10 protein-coding genes are annotated in these 15,295 nt (G+C 59.0%); 6 read left to right on the forward strand and 4 right to left on the reverse strand.

Annotation, left to right across the window (positions count from 1 at the left end; genetic code table 11):
- Positions 1 to 10 precede the first annotated feature (10 nt).
- Both CA85_RS09090 and CA85_RS09095 read left to right on the forward strand, forming a co-directional pair.
- A complete protein-coding gene (locus CA85_RS09090; RefSeq protein WP_146391039.1) occupies positions 11 to 880 on the forward strand; it encodes a DNA adenine methylase in 870 nt (289 codons plus the stop codon).
- Positions 881 to 1,067: 187 nt separating this feature from the next.
- Positions 1,068 to 2,465 (forward strand): capsular polysaccharide export protein, LipB/KpsS family, encoded by a 1,398-nt coding sequence (locus tag CA85_RS09095; RefSeq protein WP_186774831.1) that lies wholly within the window; start codon positions 1,068 to 1,070, stop codon positions 2,463 to 2,465.
- A 157-nt stretch (positions 2,466 to 2,622) separates the two neighbouring features.
- On the opposite strand, the gene CA85_RS09100 is transcribed toward CA85_RS09095, so the two are convergent.
- Positions 2,623 to 6,261, reverse strand: a complete 3,639-nt coding sequence (locus CA85_RS09100; RefSeq protein WP_246112634.1) for a DUF1553 domain-containing protein — start codon at positions 6,259 to 6,261, stop codon at positions 2,623 to 2,625.
- A gap of 170 nt (positions 6,262 to 6,431) precedes the next feature.
- A complete protein-coding gene (locus tag CA85_RS09105; protein WP_146391042.1) occupies positions 6,432 to 7,889 on the reverse strand; it encodes a DUF1501 domain-containing protein in 1,458 nt (485 codons plus the stop codon).
- Positions 7,890 to 8,133: 244 nt separating this feature from the next.
- On the opposite strand from CA85_RS09105, the gene CA85_RS09110 reads away from it, so the two are divergent.
- The 4 genes from CA85_RS09110 (at position 8,134) to CA85_RS09125 (ending at position 13,779) form a co-directional block, all read left to right on the forward strand.
- On the forward strand, positions 8,134 to 9,162 hold the full coding sequence (locus CA85_RS09110; RefSeq protein ID WP_146391043.1) for a vWA domain-containing protein: 1,029 nt from the start codon (positions 8,134 to 8,136) through the stop codon (positions 9,160 to 9,162).
- 188 nt (positions 9,163 to 9,350) lie between these two features.
- On the forward strand, positions 9,351 to 10,394 hold the full coding sequence (locus CA85_RS09115; RefSeq protein ID WP_246112635.1) for an ROK family protein: 1,044 nt from the start codon (positions 9,351 to 9,353) through the stop codon (positions 10,392 to 10,394).
- Position 10,395: 1 nt separating this feature from the next.
- The gene (locus tag CA85_RS09120; protein WP_186774832.1) at positions 10,396 to 12,321 is read left to right on the forward strand and encodes a glucosamine-6-phosphate deaminase; all 1,926 of its coding nucleotides are present in this window, start codon (positions 10,396 to 10,398) and stop codon (positions 12,319 to 12,321) included.
- Between the two features lie 57 nt (positions 12,322 to 12,378).
- Positions 12,379 to 13,779, forward strand: coding sequence for a hypothetical protein (locus CA85_RS09125; protein ID WP_186774833.1), 1,401 nt, complete (start codon positions 12,379 to 12,381; stop codon positions 13,777 to 13,779).
- Here CA85_RS09125 and CA85_RS09130 read toward each other — a convergent pair.
- Together CA85_RS09130 and rplU are read right to left on the reverse strand one after the other, a co-directional pair.
- Positions 13,776 to 14,879 (reverse strand): serine/threonine protein kinase, encoded by a 1,104-nt coding sequence (locus CA85_RS09130; protein WP_146391046.1) that lies wholly within the window; start codon positions 14,877 to 14,879, stop codon positions 13,776 to 13,778. The two genes, CA85_RS09125 and CA85_RS09130, sit on opposite strands and share 4 nt — an antisense overlap.
- Before the next feature lie 18 nt (positions 14,880 to 14,897).
- The gene (gene rplU / locus CA85_RS09135; RefSeq protein ID WP_146391425.1) at positions 14,898 to 15,212 is read right to left on the reverse strand and encodes a 50S ribosomal protein L21; all 315 of its coding nucleotides are present in this window, start codon (positions 15,210 to 15,212) and stop codon (positions 14,898 to 14,900) included.
- Positions 15,213 to 15,295 lie beyond the last annotated feature (83 nt).

Raw genomic sequence — 15,295 nt, forward strand, 5'->3', positions numbered from 1 at the left:
AAAAGGATAGATGGCGAGATTGACTCAGCCTTTAAAGTGGCACGGCGGGAAGTACTACCTGCGGAAATGGATCGTGGGATTGATGCCGCCGCATCTGCACTATGTCGAGCCTTTCTTCGGCGGTGGCGGAATTTTCTTGGCCCGCGATCCGAGCCGCGACTGGATGGCCACTGGCGATGAGAAATTGCCCTCCGCCCTCAAGGGCAGCAGCGAGGTTGTTAACGATCTGCATGGCGAGCTGATCAATTTCTGGCGAGTGCTCCAAGACCCTGCGGACTTCGATGCGTTCCGGCAGCGGATGGAGATGACGCCGTTTAGTGAAGCCGAGTTTGAACGGGCTCTGGAACTCTCGAAAACTGACAGTAGCGATGCCACGGCACTGGATCGCGCGATCCAGTTCTTCATTCTCGCCCGTCAATCCCGCCAGGGGCTGATGAAGGATTTTGCGACCCTGTCGAGAAATCGCACCCGGAGCCGGATCAACGAGCAGGCCTCCGCGTGGCTCAATGTCGTCAGCGGATTGGCCGACGTGCATGATCGATTGCAAGGCGTCGTCATCCTGAATCAGAAAGCCACCGACGTGATTCGCAAACAAGATGGCGCCAACACTCTCTTCTATTGCGACCCTCCCTACGTACACGAATCGCGGGCGACCACCGGCGAATACGCTTTTGAGATGAGCGAAGTCGAGCACGAGCAGTTGCTCGAGACGCTCGCTGCAGTCCAGGGCAAGTTCATGCTGAGCGGCTACCCGAGCGATCTCTATACCAAGTGGGAGCAGAAACACAACTGGACCCGGCACGAGATGATGATCGACAACAAAGCGGCAGCCGGTGCGGCCAAAGAAAAGAAAACAGAGTGCCTGTGGTGTAACTTCTAATCGCGGCCGCCAGCCCGTTTTGGCTGGAAAACTGTCTTTCCATGGCAAGCCCAATTCTGTATCAACAGGCTACTTAACGAAAGATTGGACGCGCTGCTCAGCGGATGAAGTCGCGCGGTCGGATAGGCTCATGGTTGCTTGCGCGGTCATGGCATCCACCATGACATCGCTCCGATGAATGGGACGCATGAAGATGGAAAAAGTAGTCGTTCACGTCGGTTATCCGTTGTGGCGGAAGAATATGTTGGTGGCCCTGGCACGCGCCAAAGAACTGCAGGATGAGGGAAATGAGGTCACGGTGACCTACTGCGCAGCCGAGGGTGGTTCCTGTGTTTGCAATCAGTCCGGCAGCTCCATTGTCTGTCGCCTGTGTCGTTCTTGGGTCGAGGAGACTGCCTCGGGCATGCAGTTGCATACGATCGGATTGGCCGGTGCAGCTAGCAAAAACCCGTCCGCCGACGCTCCGCTCTCGACAGCTGACGTGCCGTTGTCGCAGCGCAAGGAACTCGTGGAAGGTGTGCTCAGTGGTCTGATTTCGACATTTCGCATCCTGCCGCGAGACATTAAGAAAATCGCATCCTTGCAACGCATCAAACGCCAAATCTACGGCACCGCGCTGCGGCTGCATGCAGACATGTTTCGGCTCATGTCGTCGATTTCACCGGACCGTTTTGAAGTGTTCAACGGCCGGCATGCGTGCAGCAAATCCGGGCTATTGGTCGCCAAGCGTCTGGGGATTCCGTTCACGACGCTCGAGGTGAACGCCAACAAACGCCCGCTCGTTTTTCCCGGGCACACACCGCACGACCGACACGGGGTGCAGGCCCGAATCCGCACCCTGCCCGTCGATCTCGACCTGGCGACCCAGTTTTACGACGGTCGGCGACGGCCGCGGTTGAATCGATTCGCGAGTTCGCAGAGCGATTCATTTGAAATGCCCTCTCGAGAGGGCTATACCCGATTGGTCAGCGTCTTCTTGAGTAGCCAGGACGAGTTCGAATCGCTCGGGAAGAGTTGGAAGTCGCCCTTCCCACCCGACTACCAGGTGATGCGAGAAACGTGCGAGCGATTTCCCGAAACCTTATTCCTGATTCGCTTCCACCCCAATCAGGCCGGTATCAAGAGTGACATCCGCAGCGGGTTTGATCCCGTCGAGCAACTGCCCAACGTGCGGGTTTTCGGGCCCACGGACGTCGCGAATACCTATGAGATGATCGATCAGTCCGACGTCATCGTCGCGTTCAACTCGACGGTCGGTGTCGAAGCATGCTGGGCCGGCAAGCCTTCGATTATGTTGGGGCCGTCGTTCTACGATGCCCTCGGCGTCGCCTACACGCCGCCTAACGTCGACGAGTTTTGGCGTCTGCTCGAGCAAGATCAACTCGAACCCAAAGATCGTTCCGGGGCTGCCCAGCTCGCCTATTACGTTTTGCGAGACGGCGACGAAATGAAGTACATTCACATCGAAGCGGGCAAACTGACCCCGCGTGGGATCACTCGCCGGCATCTCTGGAAAGCCGTCACGGCTCGCAATATCGACACTGTCTGCAAGGAAGTCTTGAAGAAGTTTGTCCGCGCCGCGTGACGCCCGGGCCGCGTGACGCCCCCGTAGCGTGATGACTAAGCAACTGTGATGACGAAGCAACGCACGATCAATTTCTGTCGTAGTGGACGAGGCGACGAGTCCAAAGTCGATGAAACCGACACTTATTCATCGTGTGTTGCTAAGCAACCGTGACGACTCAGTACCGCGTGATGGTTTCATGCAGGTTCAAAATCACTCGGCAGACCTGCGACCAGGCGGCCAGTTTAGCGGGAGCGGTATAGCTGCTCTCTGTGTTGCCCACCGCCAGGAATTCGGTGGTGTCATCGGGGTGGTCAGCAAAGTACTGCAATTGGCGTTGGTAGAGTGCCTGCAACGCCTGCAGTTCCTCGCTTCGGGCGTCGCGGGCCAAGGCTCGCGTGAAGGCGGCACCGAGTATCTCTGAGAAGGACTCTTCGCCGTGCTCGGTCAACAACGACGTTGCCATGGCATGAGAGGCTTCGACAAAGGTGGGATCGTTGAGCAACGTGAGCGCTTGCTGCGGGCTATTCGATAGCGAGCGGTCGGCCGTGCATTCGTCCCGTGAGGGAGCGTCAAAATTGACCAACATGGGGTGCAAGAACGTTCTCTGCCAGTGCATGTAGACGCCCCGACGGTACTGGCGGGAATCGTCGGAGGCTGTGTACCGCCGATTAGGGAACTGCAGGTTGCTGTAGTGTCCCGCGGGCTGATAGGGGTAGATACTCGGGCCGCCGATGTAGTCCGTGTTGAGCAGTCCCGCGATCGCCAACGCATTGTCGCGGATCGTTTCGGCTTCCAAGCGACGCGGTGAGGCTTGGGCCAACAAGCGATTGTACGGGTCCACTTCGGCAAGTTCTGTTCGATCAGTGACAGCTTGTTGGTAGGTGTGGCTCAACACGATCAGCCGGATGAGATGTTTTACGTCCCAACCGCTGCGCACCAGTTCGCTGGCCAGCCAGTCGAGCAGGAGCGGATGACTCGGCCATTCGCCCTGGTTACCGAGGTCGTCGAGTTTCGCCGAGAGGCCGGTCCCCAAAAAATGTTTCCAGGTTCGGTTGGCGAGATGTCGTGGTACGAGCGGATTGTCGTCCGACGTGAGCCAGTTGGCCAGGTCTGTGCGGTTCAATCGACGGTCGCTGTCGACATCGGGCGGAGGCAAGAAATGGGGGACCGCTGGCGGAGCCAATGCACCGGAGTCATCCTGCCAATCTCCGCGAGGTCGAACACGGCTAATCGGAATCTGGTCGGCGGGCACGGGCTGAGTCACCAGCGTGATTGCCATTCCGGAGTGCCGGTCCAGGATCGCGTTACGGAAATGCGTGACACGGTTGCTCTGCTTGGCCGCGGGGGTCGTGGAAAGATAGAAGGCACCGGCGTGTGCGGCGTGATCCCGTTGGTCGCGTTTGGCCGCCGGTTTATTCCACGCCGTGGTCAGCGAGGGCGATGCAGCGGGCCAGCCCGCAATGGCGCTGCCCAGTGGCGTGACGGATAAACGCACCCGTCCGACGCTGCCACTTTTGAGTCGCACGACGAGCTGTTGGTCGGAGTCCAATTGCAACGGTTGGTCGAGGTGGTAGACGGCGGTATGGACGAGTTGCTGCTCATTTGCCGGCAGTTGCCAGCGAGTGGGACCGCTCCGCCAGACCTCGCCGAGTGTTCGCGGTGGCGCCCCGCCGCTGTACCGCAGCGGATCCCGCCGATCCGCTTCGCCCCAAGCGATCGGCAGCGAAATCTCGGGTTCTTCGAGCACCTCGTCTGCAATAGCAACCTCGGTCGATGGCTTCGGCAGCCCAGGGGTTTCTCGCTGCAGCACATGACGGTCTTTGTCGAGAAGGATCAGGCGAAAACCCTTCAGGCGGCTCGCGTAGCTTTGATCGGTGCGGTTCCATACGACGATAGAGTCGACAGACTGTTCACTGCCCAAGTCAATCTCCCACCAGGGGTTGGACTCATCGAGCGCCGTGTGCGTCACGGAATTGGCTTTGTAATAGTTGCCCTCCGTATTTCCATCAATCGCGAGGTTCGCATCAGCAGTTTTGTAGCGGGACGACTGAGTCGCCTTGCCGCGGGGCGCGATGTTGATTGGATTCCCATCATCGCTGTCAGCGGACGAGAAAATTTCAACCTCAGCGAGCGACAGAATCTGTTTGCCTGGCAGTTCGATCCGCACATAGCGAGGTCGGTTGGGCCGCATCTTCGGTTCGTCGGATTCCGATCGAATCACGCTGGCGGAGAATTCGAGTTCGAACCGGCCATCATCATTGCGGCCGACGTTGCCGCCGTTCCGCTCGTCGGGCAAGACCTGCAAACGAATGGAGTTGATCACGGTGGGGTGCTCCGGCTTGCCCGAGATCTCGACGGTTTCTCCTCGAGTCGGTTTTCCTGTCAACAGCACACTACCGTCGTCGAGGTTGCGGTGTTGAGTTCCCGCTGAGGTCTCGACATGCTTTACCGACAGCGGGACCCAGCCGTCGCTGTAATTGTCCAGCACTTCGGAGGTAGCGGTTTTCCAAGCAACCATTTCGTTTAAATCAATCGCTTCGGCGCCAAGTTGTTTCAAAATTTCGGCGTCACGTTCCCGGCTCAGAGCATTGATCTCATCGCGCAGCGAGGGTGACGAGATCCGCATCTCGGGCGGGAAGGGGTAGTTGTTGTTGAATCCCTTGAGATCCTCGTTGGGCGTGTAGGCATAGCTCGTGTAGACGCCCCATTGGCGGATGTCATCAAAGAATGCCCCCATGGAATAGAAGTCTTTGGCTGAGAATGGATCAAACTTGTGGTCATGACATTCGCAGCAGGCCATCGTGGACCCGAGCCAAGCCGTTCCGATCATTCGCACCCGGTCGGCCTTGTATTTGGCGAGGTACTCGCCGGGCTGGGCACCGCCCTCGCGCGTCACCATGTTTAGGCGGAGCAACCCCGTTGCGACGAGGTCTTCGGTCGTGGGGTTGGGTTTCAAATCGCCAGCGATTTGTTGACGCGTGAATTCATCAAAAGGCTTGTTCTCGTTGAAGGCCTTGATGACGTAGTCGCGGTAGGCAAAGTCTCGCATGTTCTGATCGCCATGGAAGCCGACTGTATCGGCAAAGCGAACGATGTCGAGCCACGAGGATGCCATCCTTTCACCAAAGTGCGGCGACGCCAGCAACCGTTCGACTTGAGTTTCGTAAGCATCTTCCGAGGTGTCGGCTCGAAAAGCCTCGACTTCCGTTGGCGTGGGAGGCAGTCCGGTCAAATCGAGACTGAGTCGACGTAGCAAAGTGGCTTTGTCTGCGGTCGCTGAAGGCTCGATTCCCTGGCGTTCTAAGCGAGATTGGATGAACGCATCGATTTCGTTGAAGGCCTGGCCTGCGTGTGTTGTCGTGGAGGGGACTGGGGGTGCCGAAACGGCCGCGTAGGCCCAGTGTCGTTCGTACTCGGCGCCTTGCTCGATCCATTTTCCAATCAGGGATGTTTCGTATTCGCTAAGCTGGTGGCGAAACTCGTGTGGAGGCATCTGCTCGCCGTAACCGGTTCCCATGATCCGTTGATAGACCTCTGAATTCTCGAGGTCTCCGGGCACGATTCCATGCATTTCGTCGTCCGATGGCAACGGAGCGGTCGCCGACGCAAAAGAATCGATCCGAAATTCGCTCGGGTTATTCTCGACATCGGGACCGTGACAGACAAAGCATGTATTCGACATGATCGGTCGAATGTGAGCGTTGAATGTGACCTGCTCAGGAAGCTCTGCTGACTGGGCGTCCGAGGTGGGTTGCTCGGAACTCGGTTGCGGGGCCGGTTCATCGGCCATCAGAAGGTATGAGCCGGAGAGCATCCAGATCAGCATGGACAAGCAGTGAAGACGTTGCATGGGAATAGAAAGAGAGGGATGGAGGCGGGAGTGGTGGGCAGGCGAGAGTAGTTGGCGAGATCAGCCGAGAACCCTGCCACATCAACAGGCCGTCACAGCAACGTCTTGCTGGACGTGCCGTCATGCGGTGTGCGTTACGCGATAATTTCTTTGACGACTCGTGAGGGTTCGACGCCAGTGAGTTTGAGATCGAGCCCCTGAAAGCGTGCTGTCAGTCGCTCGTGGTCGACGCCAAATAGATGCAGCATCGTGGCGTGCAGATCGCGTACGGGAACTTCATTTTCGGCCACGCCGTAGCCGAGTTCATCGCTCGATCCATAAGTCATGCCGCCTTGGACTCCGCCACCTGCCATCCAAACGCTGAACGCATTGATGTGGTGGTCACGACCCGAGCCTTGCGCCATCGGCGTGCGTCCGAACTCGCCGCCCCAAAGAACGAGCGTGTCTTCGAGCAATCCTCGCTCTTTAAGATCTTGCAGCAGCGCTGCCGTTGGCCGGTCGGTGTCGTTGGCTGATTGCGTGAACCCCGACACGAGATTGCTGTGATGGTCCCAGCCCCGATGGTAGAGTTGGACGAAGCGAACGCCGCGCTCGAGAAGGCGCCGAGCCAGCAAGCAGTTCGACGCATAGGTGCCATCGCCCGGACGCTTCACCCCGTAGTTTTCCAGAGTCTCTTTCGACTCCGTGCCCATATCGGCCAACTCCGGGACAGCTGCTTGCATCTTGAACGCCATTTCATATTGAGCGATGCGCGTGTCGATCTCTGGATCGATGACGTCTCGAGCGAGCATCCCATTGAGTCGCTGGACTTCGTCGATCACCTGGCGTTGTGTTGATTGACAGACACCACTTGGATTACCAATGTAGTGCACCGGGGCTCCTGAGGATTGAAAGGCGACGCCTTGATACTTGCTCGGCAAAACACCCGCACTCCACTGCCTCGCCGAGACGGGCTGTGCTCCGGGGCCCGACGAAGTCATGACAACGTAACCGGGCAGGTTCTCCGTTTCAGCCCCGAGGCCGTAGAGCCACCAGGATCCCATGCAGGGTCTGCCTTTAATGATGGAGCCCGTATTCATGAAGGCATGGGCCGTGTCGTGATTGATCTGCTCTGTCGTCATGCTGCGGATCAGACACAGGTCATCGGCATGGGCTCCGGTGTGTGGGAACAGTTCGGACATCTCGAGGCCCGATTCTCCCCACCGACGAAACTTCGTAAACGACTTCCGCGCGATCAGCTTCGCCCCCTGCAACTGCGCGAGTTGCTGCCCGGCAGTGAACGATTCAGGGAAGGCCTTGCCATCGAGTCGATCGAGTTCAGGCTTGGGATCGAGCGATTCTACATGCGAGGGGCCACCGGCCATGCAGAGGTGGACAATCCGCTTTGCTTTGGGGGCGAAGTGAGGCAAGCCCGGCAGCGACGGCCACGGGTGCTCGCCGGTGGATTCGCTCGCCGAGGGGGCCGGCATGGCCTGGGACGACCTTCCGAGTAACGACGCCAGTGCAAATGTACCAATGCCAGCGAAGGAATTGGAGAGGAAGGTGCGGCGGGCCCAATCCGTCCGGGCCCGGTCTATCTGAGCATTGTCCATGTGAGAGTTGTCCAGCGTTGAAGTGCGCGTGGTCGTATTTCAGTTTTGCAGTAAGGAAAAGTAGGATGCCATCTCATTGTAACGGGTATAATCGCGGCATGAGTGATCTTTCTCGATCGCTTTCATTGTCAATCCATTGCCCCGTGTGACGTTTCGTCGAATGCCCCCATCCTCGCAGCGATCGCAACGTCTCCGGCGTTCAGCGTTGGTTTATGAATCGCCCCCGCGATCGCGCTGGCCGGCGATGACCGCATCGCTGGTGATCCATACAGGTGTGATCATCGGTCTACTGTGGCTGGCTAGCACACAGCTCAACAAGGGGACGCCGGCATCGCCCACGGTGCGAAGTGTGGGTATGGCGATTGCCCACCGGATGCCCGATCACACTCGTTATGTCACCGAGCCTGCCCCGCAAAGCTCGCCTGCGGCAGCCACAGTTTCCACCAGCGAGGCCGCATCGGCATCGCAGCGAGAATCTGATAGCAGCGCCTCGGACCAGACGATCGGGGTTGAACCGCCGATTGATCTATCGGCAGTTTTGGCCGAGATAAGTGGTGCAGGAAATTCACGTGGTCGGCAAGGCGAATCGGAGGCGGGGACAGGGGCCGTCAGTTCCGATTCGCTCGTTCAGGGCCGTATTCAATTGTCAGATGGACGCTCCCCTAATCAGCTGGGCCAGAACGAGTTGGTCCCCGGTATGGCACGCACCGGGCAAGGGGCTGGGCAGACGACCACTCAGGTATTCGGGGTCTCCGGCAGTGGCAGCACGTTCGTGTATGTGTTTGACCGCAGTGAAAGCATGCGTGCGGCCGGTTCGGCACCTCTGCGGGCGGCGAAGACCGAGCTGATTCGCAGCCTCGAATCGCTCACCGAGCGTCAACAGTTTCAGATCATTTTTTATAACGACGCACCCGACTCGTTCGGAAGCGACGGGGACGCCGCGGGGTTGGTCACAGGCGAACCGGCGACGATTGAACGGGCGTGCGACTACGTGCGCCGCACGGTTGCCGTGGGCGGTACCGAACATGAACCTGCATTGCGGATGGCTCTGCGTCTCGCCCCCGATGTCATTTTCTTTCTGACCGATGCCAAGATCCAAACCATGTCACCAACCCAGTTGGATGACATTGCCCGCAAAGCTCAGAACGCGGGCACGACCATCCACGCGATACAGTTCGGTACCGGCGCAGCTCCACCGGACACGTTTCTCAAAAAACTCATTCGCCGTGGTGGCGGAGGCTACCGGTACGTGGACGTGACTGATCTGAAATAGGTCGCCGGCGCGAACAGTTTGGATCGAGCTGGGACTTTTCCCCGGGGGGGATGCCAATGGATTGGCGTGCGGGCGGCATTTTCCAAGGAGGAATTGAAAACATGTCCAAGACGGGAGGTTTTAGTTACAGTAGGTGCGTTCTGATTTCCTCCCCACAGCGTGCTTTTTGTTCGATGATCCAACATTCCGTGACACACCGTCACCCCCCCACGTCCAACGCTACAGCGCGATTGCATCTCGGTATCGATGTGGGTGGCACGAATGTCAAGTTGGGATTGGTCGACGATGCGGGGCAGATCCTCGCTCAAACCTCCACGCCCACCCGGCCACTGGGTACTCCCGAGGCGGTATTCGCATGTGCGATGCAGTTTGCCGGCGAGCAATTGCGGTTGCGGGGAGGCAGCGACGAACTGGCCGGCGTCGGCTTGGCGGTCCCGGGCGTGCTCGACACCACAGCAATGGCGTTGCGGGAAGTCGTGAACCTACCTGGATGGTTGGATCAGCCGTTGTTAGAGCTGCTCTCTGAGGCAGCGGGCGTGCCAGCAATGGTGGTCAACGATGCCAATGCGGCTGCGCTGGCCGAGCATGCTCGGCGAGGTTTAGGCCCCCATTCGTTAGCGTTGGTGACTCTCGGTACGGGGATTGGTTGTGGCCTCGTTGTGGGGGGGTACCCGCACGGCGGTGACCATGGCTGCGCAGGCGAGCTGGGACATATCGCCGTTCGCTTTGACGATCAGGCCTTGCCATGCACCTGTGGCAGTCGCGGTCATCTGGAAGCGTATGCGGGTTCGGGAGGTGTGGTTGCGAGACTGCGTTCAGCTTTCGAGTCCACAGCGGACGCTGAAATACCTCAGGGACTGGCAGCGGACAGCGTAACGCCGCGTGAGATCGCTGCGCACGCCGCCGATGGCGACGCGATTTGCCTGGGAGTGATTGACGAAACGGCTCACTTCGTGGGCGCGGCGATCGGTATGTTGGCGCAGGTCGTCGACCCAGCAGTCGTTTTGCTCGGCGGGGCGATGACCTTTGGCGGCCCGGACAGTGTGACGGGAATCCGGTTTATCGAACACATCCGCAAGACCGTGCGCGATACAACATTGGAACAGGTCGGCCAGAACCTCATTGTGGATTTCGCGTCTCTGGGCAACGATGCCGGAATCCTTGGTGCGGCGCTCGTTGCTCGACAGGCCGCTGCCGATGCCTCCATCCATATCGCGACTCATTCAGACTGACATGATTTCCAACCCGAACGAACGAATCTCGTGCCGAATTTATGACCGCGCGTCGGACGCCAGCATCGCGGCTGCGAAGGAAATTGCGACGCTGATTCGTCACTGCCGCGAGCAGAGCCGCCCCTGTGTCCTCGGGCTCGTCGCGGGCTCCTCACCGGTCAGTGTTTATCAAGAACTCGTGCGCATGCACCGGGAGGAATCCCTGTCCTTTGCCAATGTGTTCGCCTTCAATCTCGATGAATATTATCCTATGCAGCCGATGGAGCTGCAGAGTATCGCCAGGTTCATGCACGAGCACTTGCTCGACCATGTCGATATTCCCTCATCCCAGATCCACTTGCTCGACGGTTCGCTGCCTCGTGATGAGGTTGCGGCTCATTGCCACGAGATCGAACGGGCAATCCAGAATCTCGGCGGCATCGATCTACAGCTGCTCGGGATCAACCGTGCCGGGCACATTGGTTTGAACGAGCCGGGCTCGGATCGTGGCTGCCGGACCCGGATGATCACACTCGACCAGATCACCCGCACCGATGCCGCGAGTGATTTTTTTGGTTCCGAGAATGTGCCTCGGCACGCTCTGACGATGGGCGTCGGCACCATTCTTGAAGCCAAACGCATCCTTCTGCTCGCCTACGGCGAAGGCAAAGCTGGCATTGTCAAACGGACCGTTGAAGGGTTCGCCGGAGCGAGCGTTCCGTCCACCTTCCTGCAGAATCACCCGGCGGCGTTGTTGATTCTCGACGCTGCGGCAGCCTCTAACCTGACGCGGGTGCAAAGCCCGTGGTTGCTCGGCGAGGTCACGTGGGACGATAAAACCATCCACCGAGCGGTGATCGATCTCTCCGAAGCGACGGGTAAAGCCATCCTGAAGCTGACCGATGCGGACTACAATGAACAAGGACTGCAAGACCTGCTCGCCGCTCACGGGAGCGCCTACGACATCAACTTGCGAGTTTTCCGGCACCTGCATTCCACCATTTCGGGATGGCCCGGCGGCAAACCGGCTCACGCGAAACAGGTGGGCGACCGTCCCGGCAATCGAGACGACATTTTCCCCAAACGGATCGTCCTGTTCTCACCCCACCCCGACGACGATGTGATTTCGATGGGCGGCACATTGATCCGCTTGGTCGATCAAGGACATGAGGTGCACGTGGCCTACCAAACGTCGGGCAACATCGCGGTCTTTGATGAAGACGCGTTGCGGTACGCCGAATTTGTGGAGGATTTCTGTCGGCAGTTCGGTTTGTCGGCGAACGGGCTCGACGAACTCGCCGAGCATGTCGATGCGTTTTTGCGAAATAAGAAGGCGGGCCAAATCGACAGTGAACAGGTCCAGGATATCAAGGGCCTGATCCGGCGGAGCGAAGCTCGCGAAGGTGCTCGGTGCTGCGGTGTCGCCGACGACCATCTGCATTTCCTCGATCTGCCGTTTTATCAGACCGGACGGGTCAAGAAATCACCGATCACCGAGGCTGACCTCGACATCACGATCGACCTATTGCGAAAGATTCAACCGCATCAGATCTACGCCGCCGGAGATCTATCGGACCCGCACGGTACTCACCGCACGTGCCTGTCGGTCATCCTGCAGTCCTGCCTTCGTTGCCAAGACGATCCTTGGTACGAGTCGACAGCGGTTTGGTTTTACCGCGGTGCGTGGCAGGAATGGGCACCTCATCAGATCGAGATGGCCGTCCCGCTCAGTCCTGAGGAAGTGCAACGAAAACGCATGGCTATTTTCAAGCATCAATCCCAAAAAGATCGGGCGCTGTTCCCCGGCAGCGACGCCCGCGAGTTTTGGCAACGCGCCGAAGCCCGCAACGCTGAAACCGCCCGACGCTATGATACCCTCGGCCTCGCGGAATATGCCGCGATCGAAGGCTTTGTGCGATGGGACGGTGAATCAGGGATCGAACTCTAGAGTGCCGGGATTGCCCGCCAGCCCATTGGTGCCGTTAAAAGAGTGTTAGCTACCGATATGACGAACTCTCTCCCCCTTCCCGTTCGCGCCCGCTTATTCTGTTGTCTCGTTGCGGCGGTTTGGGCACCGTTGTTGGTCCATCCCATCCACGCCGATGAGAGCACGCAATCGTCTGCCAGTGACAGTCCCCTGACAGCTCCCGACGTGAATCTCGCGCAGGAGGTTCCGATCTGGGTAGCTGAGCTGGACGCGTCGACGGCGCAGGTACGCCGTGAGGCAGAACAGCGGCTGATCGCCGCCGGTCCGGAAGCGGGGGAGTACGTCCCTGTCAGTCGAGATTATCTCTCGCTCGACGCCCGCGAGCGGTTGGAGCGAATCGAACAGCAGTGGCAGCAGGCCAAGATTCACGTTGAAGCAGACACCACGAGCGTGGCACTGCAAGACGCCCGGACGCTCGGAGACGCCCTCGATGCCATCGAGATCGCCAGTGGTGTGGAGTTTGATCTCGAATCAGCGGGCCCTGAGATCGATCGCAGCCGAGTCATCCGTCCGCCTGCGGCCCCTCAGGGGTTCTGGCAAGCACTCGATCTCGTGCTCGATCAATCGGAGCTGGACATCAACTTTTATGCGGGTGACCGTGGGCAGTTGGCTCTCGTGCGGCGCCAACCCGAACGGGTTTCTCGCGTCGATTCGGCCGCATACGCGGGCATCTATCGTCTCGAGCCGACGATCGTCACGGCGCGGCGGGTTTTGGGGAATCCCGCCCAGAGTGGACTCAACCTGACGATGTCGATCTCGTGGCAGCCCAATCGCACACCGATCGGATTGAGCGTGCCGGTATCCGAACTGACCGGTAAGCTCGACAACGGCGACACATTGCGGCCTCAGACCACGGGAGAAAGCATTGATATCTCCACATCGGGTGAGATCGCCGAGAGCCAGTTCTATCTGCCGATGCAACTGCCGTCACGCCATTTCGGCCCGCGACCAGGCGCTGGGGTAGCCCCAGGAGTCGACGCCCAAGAAATCACTCAGATCTCTGGTCAGATCACGGCTCTGATACCGGGCCAGCGAAAGACCTTTGAGCTAGCACTTAATGAAGTCGCCGCGTCACAGACTCACGATGCAATGACGGTCTCGATCGAAGAGACGCGTGATTCCTCGCCGCTGCGTGAAGTCCGGGTCGGCGTGGAGCTCTTCGGCGCCGGCCGGGCGCTCGAGAGTCATCGGCAATGGATCTTTGAGAATGAAGTCTTCGTGCGCATGCCCGACGGCAGTCGAAAGGAGCACCTCGGATACGAAGTCTATCGGCAAACCGAGTCCGGAGTCGGGATCGGCTATCTCTTCGACCTCGGCGCAGGGCCTCCGCCGGCAGCCGCCAAGTTGATCTACGAATCGCCCACGTCCGTTCGCAGGGATGAAGTCCCCTTTACGATCCACGCCATTCCGCTTCCCTAGCGTTGGGCTAGCAAGGCGGCGATACCGAGCACGAGGATGAGCAGCCCAGCGACCAGCGCGAGTTTCCAAGCTGGGACTGTGGGGTTGATGTCTCCCTGCTGACGAATGCGAATTTGTTCGGCGAGCTGCTCTCTGCCGATACCCGTGACGCTCTCAGCTGCGACATCGTGGGGTTCGGGGGCCAGTTCCTCGCGATCTTTTGCGGCGACTGCATGGGGGGAGCTCGCCACAGGGGGCTGGCTCAGTCCGTATTTCTCACCGATCGTCAGCATCACACCTTGGATCGCACGGGCGTTGAAGGGACGATCCTCCGGCCGTTTCTCCAGGCATCGGTTGATGATCTCGTCCAGTTCCCGGGGCACATCAGGAACGAGCGAGGAGATCCGTCGCGGCGGTGTCCGCAGGTGCTGCTCGAACAACTGCGCGAAGTTCTCTCCGAGAAAAACCTTTTGGCCGCTGAGCATCTCAAACATGCAGCAACCGAGCGCATACAGATCGATCTTCCCCGAGATCACTTCATCGCCGGTGATTTGTTCCGGCGCCATGTAGGCGTGGGTGCCGACGGTGAGTCCCTGGTGCGTCAGGTCTGCTGAGTGCTGGTCACGTGCGATGCCAAAGTCTCCGAGTTTGACCTCGGCATCGCGTGTCAGGAACAGGTTGCCCGGTTTGAGGTCACGGTGAATGACCCCGTGATTGTGGGCGCACTGCAGAGCAGAGCAAACCTGGCGGGCGACATCGACGACTGCTGGCCAGGACAAACTGCCGGACTGGACGATAAGATCTTTAATCGTCCCGCCATCGACTCGCTGCATCACGTAGAAAAGCTGATTGTCCTCGCTGCCGCCTCCGAAGTACCCAATGATATTGGGATGTTCGAGCCGTTCGAGAATCAGCATTTCCCGGCGGAAGCGAGCCTGAATCAGCTCGTCGCTACTGACGTTCGGGTGCAGGATTTTGATCGCGAGATCTTGGCCTGCGAGTCCCGTGGCGGACGGGGACACCTCGGTGTCCGTTCGCACATGACCGTCAAAGATGGTGCCGACCGTACCGACCCCGAGCACGGAGCCTAGCTTAAAATCGGCAAGATAGAGGCGTGGCATCGCGAAGCCCACGCATGGCTAGACGCCTGCGATCTCTTCGATACGCACTCGGGTATTCGGCTGGCGGTGCCCGGTTCGTCTTTTGCTGTGCTTCCGACGACGGAATTTTTGCACGTAGATTTTCTTGTCCATGGACTTGCCGAGGACCGAAGCGGTGACGCTGACGCCTTCAAGAGTGGGCGTGCCTAGCTTCAGGCCTTCGTCGCCGCCGACGGCCAAAACAGTGCCGAATTGCAGGTTTTCGCCTTCGGGCGTTTCGCGGAAATCGACATCGATTTCCATTCCAGGCTCAACGCGGTATTGGCGTCCACCGTCAACAAAGATGGCATACATATTGAAAAAACAGGGTTTCTGGGGTGAGTGATGGAGCATGAGATGCTCGCACAAGCGGAGGGGAGATCATACCGAGATCGTGG

The organism is Allorhodopirellula solitaria, assembly GCF_007859855.1.
Taxonomy (GTDB): Bacteria; Planctomycetota; Planctomycetia; order Pirellulales; family Pirellulaceae; genus Rhodopirellula; species Rhodopirellula solitaria.

Coding starts and splice junctions, on each gene's coding strand:
- CA85_RS09090 (WP_146391039.1), top strand. CDS start 11: ATGGCGAGATTGACTCAGCCTTTAAAGTGGCACGGCGGGAAGTACTAC.
- CA85_RS09095 (WP_186774831.1), top strand. CDS start 1,068: ATGAAGATGGAAAAAGTAGTCGTTCACGTCGGTTATCCGTTGTGGCGG.
- CA85_RS09100 (WP_246112634.1), bottom strand. CDS start 6,261: ATGCTCTCCGGCTCATACCTTCTGATGGCCGATGAACCGGCCCCGCAA.
- CA85_RS09105 (WP_146391042.1), bottom strand. CDS start 7,889: ATGGACAATGCTCAGATAGACCGGGCCCGGACGGATTGGGCCCGCCGC.
- CA85_RS09110 (WP_146391043.1), top strand. CDS start 8,134: ATGACCGCATCGCTGGTGATCCATACAGGTGTGATCATCGGTCTACTG.
- CA85_RS09120 (WP_186774832.1), top strand. CDS start 10,396: ATGATTTCCAACCCGAACGAACGAATCTCGTGCCGAATTTATGACCGC.
- CA85_RS09125 (WP_186774833.1), top strand. CDS start 12,379: ATGACGAACTCTCTCCCCCTTCCCGTTCGCGCCCGCTTATTCTGTTGT.
- CA85_RS09130 (WP_146391046.1), bottom strand. CDS start 14,879: ATGCCACGCCTCTATCTTGCCGATTTTAAGCTAGGCTCCGTGCTCGGG.
- rplU (WP_146391425.1), bottom strand. CDS start 15,212: ATGTATGCCATCTTTGTTGACGGTGGACGCCAATACCGCGTTGAGCCT.